General features: G+C 56.8%; 6 protein-coding genes. 1 reads left to right on the top strand and 5 read right to left on the bottom strand.

What is annotated here, in order from left to right:
* Positions 1–407: acyl-CoA thioesterase (locus B3V69_RS00600; RefSeq protein ID WP_296442826.1), on the bottom strand; the 407-nt coding region annotated here is incomplete at its 3' end.
* Between the two features lie 40 nt (positions 408–447).
* On the opposite strand from B3V69_RS00600, the gene B3V69_RS00595 reads away from it, so the two are divergent.
* Entirely contained in the window at positions 448–2,274 is a 1,827-nt protein-coding gene (locus tag B3V69_RS00595) for an ABCB family ABC transporter ATP-binding protein/permease (RefSeq protein ID WP_296442825.1), read from the top strand.
* A 115-nt stretch (positions 2,275–2,389) separates the two neighbouring features.
* Here B3V69_RS00595 and B3V69_RS00590 read toward each other — a convergent pair whose 3' ends face one another.
* From B3V69_RS00590 to B3V69_RS00575, 4 genes are all read right to left on the bottom strand, one after another.
* Complete coding sequence (locus tag B3V69_RS00590) at positions 2,390–3,532, bottom strand: DUF4268 domain-containing protein (RefSeq protein ID WP_296442823.1); 1,143 nt, start codon at positions 3,530–3,532, stop codon at positions 2,390–2,392.
* A gap of 150 nt (positions 3,533–3,682) precedes the next feature.
* Positions 3,683–4,465, bottom strand: coding sequence for a hypothetical protein (locus B3V69_RS00585; protein WP_296442821.1), 783 nt, complete (start codon positions 4,463–4,465; stop codon positions 3,683–3,685).
* A 17-nt stretch (positions 4,466–4,482) separates the two neighbouring features.
* Complete coding sequence (locus B3V69_RS00580) at positions 4,483–5,295, bottom strand: 5'-3' exonuclease H3TH domain-containing protein (RefSeq protein WP_296442819.1); 813 nt, start codon at positions 5,293–5,295, stop codon at positions 4,483–4,485.
* A 264-nt stretch (positions 5,296–5,559) separates the two neighbouring features.
* Positions 5,560–5,775: hypothetical protein (locus B3V69_RS00575; RefSeq protein WP_296442817.1), on the bottom strand; the 216-nt coding region annotated here is incomplete at its 5' end.

The following is a 5,775-nucleotide window of genomic DNA, read 5'->3' as shown; positions in this document are numbered from 1 at the left end:
CCATTCTCGTCAATCGCCACATAGGTGAGGGACGCCTCCGTCACCTTGGTGTAATCACCTTGCGAGCCAAAATGTTCGGCAAAGACCTCCACCTTGACCGTGATCGAGGTGCGGCCAATGCGGGTCAACTTGGCGAAGAACGACAGAATATCGCCCACCCGGACCGGGTGCTTGAAGACGAACTCATTCACCGCCACCGTGGCCATGCGCCCACCCGCATAGCGGGCCGGCACCACCGAGCCGGCCAGATCGACGTGGGCCATGACCCAGCCGCCAAAAATGTCGCCGTTGGCGTTGCAGTCACCGGGCATGGGAATGACCTTGAGCACCAGCTCCTGGTCGCTGGGCAACAGGACGTTGGCGGCACGGCTGGTGGGCGCGGTGTTCGCGCTTGTATTTTTAGACATGGGCACAATCTAGGTTAATTCAGCTTCGAGATTGTCACCCATGCGCCGTTCTGGCGAACATACCCGCTCCCACCACGGCGACGCGCCCGCGTCCACCGCCGCCACCACCCGGTCTGACTGGGCCACGCTCAAACGCCTGTTTCCTTATTTATGGCAATACAAATGGCGCGTCGTGGCCGCACTCGCGTTCATGATCGGCGCCAAAATGGCCAACGTCAGCGTGCCCTTGCTGCTCAAGCAACTGGTGGACACCATGAACCCCAAGGGCGGCATCGATGCCCGTGCCCTGCTGGTGGTGCCGGTGGCCTTGCTGTTCTCGTACGGCTTGCTGCGCCTGTCGACCACCTTGTTTGCCGAGCTGCGCGAGCTCATTTTTGCCAAGGCCACAGAAGGCGCGTCGCGCACCATTTCGCTGCAAGTGTTTCGCCATTTGCACGCCTTGAGCCTGCGCTTTCACCTGGACCGCCAGACCGGCGGCATGACGCGTGACATCGAGCGCGGCACGCGCGCCGTGAATTCGCTGATCTCGTACTCGCTGTACAGCATCTTTCCCACGCTGATCGAAGTGGCCATGGTGTTGACCTACCTGGCCGTCAAGTTTGACGTCTGGTTTGCCGGGATCACCGTCGTCGCGCTGGTGTTCTACATCAGCTTCACGGTGCTGGTGACCGAGTGGCGCACCCACTTTCGCAAGGAGATGAACGAGCTGGACTCCAAAGCCCACAGCCGGGCCATTGACTCGCTGCTCAATTACGAGACCGTCAAATACTTCAACAACGAAGAGTTCGAGGCCCACCGCTACGACGAAAACCTGGAGCGCTACCGCCGCGCCGCCGTCAAGAGCCAGAGCACTTTAAGCTTGCTCAACACCGGCCAGCAGTTGATCATCGCCGCCGGTCTGGTGGCCATGCTGTGGCGCGCGACGCAAGGCGTGGTCGATGGCCACATGACGCTGGGCGACCTGGTGATGGTCAACGCCTTCATGATCCAGCTCTATATTCCGCTGGGCTTTTTGGGGGTGCTGTACCGCGAGATCAAGCAGAGCCTGACCGACCTGGACAAGATGTTCACGCTGATGGAGCGCGAGCGCGAAATTGCCGACGTGCCGGGTGCGCAGCCGCTCAAGGTGGACGGCGCCAACGTCACGTTCAAGCACGTCAGCTTTGCGTATGAGGCGGCGCGGCCGATCCTGCACGACATCAGTTTTGAGATCCCGGCCGGTAAAACGGTGGCGGTGGTCGGCCCCTCGGGCTCGGGCAAGTCGACGCTGGCGCGGCTCTTGTTCCGTTTTTACGATGTGCAGCAAGGCCAGATTCTGATCGCCGGGCAGGACATCAAACAGGTGACGCAAGCTTCGGTGCGCCAGGCGATTGGCATCGTGCCGCAAGACACGGTGCTGTTCAACGACACGGTGGAATACAACATCGCCTATGGCAAACCCGGCGCCACGCGGCTTGAGGTGGAAGAGGCTGCACGCTCCGCGCACATTCACAATTTCATCAATGCCACGCCCAAAGGCTACGACACCATGGTGGGCGAGCGCGGGCTCAAACTATCCGGCGGCGAAAAGCAGCGCGTGGCGATTGCCCGCACCCTGCTGAAAAACCCGCCGGTGCTGATCTTCGACGAAGCCACCTCGGCGCTGGACTCGGCCAACGAACGCGCCATTCAGGCCGAGCTGCAAAGTGTGGCGCGGAACAAGACCACGCTGGTGATTGCGCACCGCCTCTCCACGGTGGTGGATGCGCATGAGATTCTGGTGATGGAGGCCGGGCGCATTCTGGAGCGCGGCACGCATGCGGAGTTGCTGGCGGCGAACGGACGGTATGCGTCGATGTGGGCGTTGCAGCAGTCGACGGCTGAGTAGGCTTGTGGTGTTTAGGGCTGTAGCCCGCGTGAATTATTCGTGATCAGCTATTTAAATAATAGCGAATGAATGGTAATCGTCTGGATGCAGTCGAGTATCGAAGGCCGAAAATCGGTTAGACAGCGACTCCCTGCAACTGCCGCAGCTCTGCCCTCAATGATGGCATCTCTGGACCGAACAGTTTCTCCATGCGTTGAATGTGCTCGACCAGCCAGGCAATCATGGCTGGCCAACTATCACGGTTGTGGCCGTCAAAGGGCTTTGCATACCCCACGATTGACACCTTATTATCGTCCATTCTTCGCCATGCAAGTGGTGCACCAAACGCTTCGTCAAATTCTGTCGCGCGGGCATTCAGGATATCAAAGAGAGCCTTGTTCTGCTCTTTTGCTGCGCGGTTTAATTCAAGGTGAACACGGGCCTCATCCTTGTTGAAAATCATTACATAGTTAACGCCACCGAGCCCCGAACCCGTGCTCAGCCAATGGTCCCGGCTGGACGTTTTGTTGCTATACAAAGCGACATTGGCTTTTTTAAGAGCCTCTAAAGTCTGATACCAGAAATCGGTGCGCAGTTGGTAACGGGTTGCTTGGCTGCGTTCCAAAGACTGCTCTTCAACCTCTTTCTCAGAGATGCCAATCATCAGTTCTTCTGCCTCTGGCAGGGGGATCAATTGTTCGACGGTGAGGAATAGGTCTGGGCCGTCTTGGAATGGTGTCGCTTTGAAGCATTTGACGAGCACCTTATGTTTCAGAAGCCAGAGAACCGCCGAGGTGACTTCCTTCCGGAATTCTGCAGCAACCATAATGAGGCGCTGATCCTTACCCTTCATCACGTTCACGACTTCATCAAAATCCTCTTTTCCAAGGAACTCACAGATCAGGGATTTGGCGTCTTTGCCAGGAGCGGTCTTGTCGAGGTATTTTTGGTAAATCTCCCCAATTTTTGTTGGTGACAAAGTTGAGCAGTAGGAGGCGTACTTGAGGGATTGCCACGCCACATTGCGACCGGAGTCGTCCAACTTGTTTTCGATGATGACCAGTGATCCTTGCTTGTCGATCGCCAAAAGGTCAAGGCGCTCCTTCGTATCGTCGAAACCGTCAAACTCTTTCTGGATGATGAGCAGCTCTTCTCCCAGTGAGTCCGGCTGATTGGCCAGCCATTCCTGCAAATGGTTCCGCTCCGAAAATCCCAGTTCTGAGAAGTTCATTTTTTTGAGTTTTGTGATGCGGTTCGTCTGGTGGTTGATGCGATACATAAGGTGCGACGTGCCTGCGGTTGCTTTGTTGATCTGGCAATATACCAGCGAGCAAGGCCCAGGAATTGGGGGGGCTGGATTCCAATTAATGCCTGTGCAGATGTGGTTCTTGTGTTTTGCAATGGATTTAACTGTCGATCCTCAACCAACTTAACTGCTGCCGCACCGACCCTCGAAATAAGGCAAAAGTGCTTTCGCCGCCTCGATCCGCAGATGAAGTTCAATTGTCTTGTCGTTCATAACGCCGAGCAAAAAGCCCTTGGGATCGAGACTGTTTCCATGGGATGCTGATGCTTTCACTTCCTGGTTGGCTTGGCTGCCATCCCTCTCGTCAGCCACTGATGACATGGGTGCGGTCGCTGGCCTGACAACGGGACTAAAGTGTTCCAGGATGGCATGAAAAACAGCGGGCTTGATGCATTCAAGACGCGCCAGTACCTTGGCCTGCGCATCGGGGTTGGGGGGCAGGTCGAGCCAGGGTTCTTCCGAGAAGATGGCGGCCAGGTCCGGAGCCACAAACGCGGACCATCGGCCCGTTGCTGGCTGCAGTGCGGGCACCAGCAGGGCGTGATGGATTTTGCCGGGGCTGGCAGTGTCAACAGCAGGCATCATCGAAAGGCGTCCAGGTGCCACCAAGCTCAAATAGCGCAAACGCAACGATTCAAGAAACGCCCTCGCTTGAGCGACGGATGCGGGCTCTGCGAGTGAAAACCACAGTTGGTAAGCGTCAATGCCGGATACTGCGATCGCAGGCGCGGGCAACTCAAGATCAGTCTGTACCCCGCGCCAAAGGGTCGACAGCAGGGTCCAGTCGGCGGGTCTGGCCAGTTCCAGAACCATGGCACGTACCGTCCCATCGGGCGCAATCAGGCCGGGCTCGGCACCGTCAGGGCTTTGGATGTTTCGCTCGTGAGAGAGATAGAGGCGGTCCAACTCCGCTGGCAGTGTGCTCATGGCGAACTCTCGGAAATTGTGTGAGAAGGGAGTGTTTGTACCCGAACCTGCGCCAGCATCTTCCAGGTCAGCCCCAGCGGCATGTCGGTCTTGAATGAAACCAGTTGTCGGGACAGCCTGGCTATCTCAATTCCCTTGCGCAGATTCACGCCAACTTGGCCTGCTACCTTGTCGGCGTTGGAGATCAGCCGGTCAAGATTGCCATTGATTCGAAGCAGCGTTGCTGCGGTTTTTCTGCCTACCTTGTCCACACCAGGGACGCCATCCACCGCATCTCCCATGAGGGCCAGCAGATCGCCCATCTGCGATGGTTTGACGCCAAATTTCTCCTGCACATAAGCAGAGTCACGCCAAACGTCTTTGAAGTGGTCGTAAATGCAGACCTGGTCATTGAGCAACTGCAAAAAGTCCTTGTCGGTCGACAAAATGATGGCTCGCTCCGACCTGGCGTTGCACCATTTTTCGACCAACGCGGCAATGGCATCGTCCGCTTCGATGCCCTCAATGGTAATCCAGTGCAAGCCCAGGTCATGCAGTTCATGCTTGATGGTCAGCAAGCCATCTCGCAAGGGTTGCGGCATGGGTTTTCGGTTGGCTTGATAGGCTTCATAGAGGTCATGTTTCCAGGTGCGCCCGCCATGGTCAAAAACCGCAACCGCGTGGGTCGGCCTGTGGGTATTGAGTGCGCGCTTGAACGAGCTCAGGCTTGATTTGAGGGTGTCAGCCACCTTCTCCTCGCTGTCTGGCTCAGGAATAGCCTCGTGAATACGCCTGATGATGTTCAACGCATCAATAATTAGCAGGGACATTTTGTGATCATGGCTGTTTGAAACTTCCCACTGAGACGAAGATGACCCCGTCGCTCGTTCCACGCAAGGAGGGGCAGCGGCCATGGTAAGCCATTGACATCTTGCTGGCGGCCAGTGGGCGTTATGCGCAGAAGCGGGCGTTGCAGCAGAGTTCGGCGTAGCCTTGTGACATTTTCGGCCGCTGGCCCCCGTCGAATATGCGTGACTAGCTATTTAAATGCTAGCAATTGGGGTATTTTCTTTGGCCTGCGTCTTGCCAAGCGGTCAGTGGTCGTTCCTGGCCGCCTGGCCCAATAAGCGGGGTAAATTTTCGAACGCCGCGATGCTTGCGCGCTTGATCCGCTTGAGAATCTCCTGTTTCTCCGTGTCAAGGGGATCGATATCACGAACAATCTTGGAATAGCCATCCAGCCGCGAGTTGTTGACCCACTCGCGAACCAAAGGGTGTCGTGCGCAGTGAAGCCGGTTCTTCATGTCGGG

The organism is Rhodoferax sp. UBA5149 (assembly GCF_002413825.1).
Classification (GTDB): Bacteria; Pseudomonadota; Gammaproteobacteria; order Burkholderiales; family Burkholderiaceae_C; genus Rhodoferax.
Note: the sequence above shows the minus strand (reverse complement) of the source record. Positions and strands in the feature narration are given on the sequence as shown.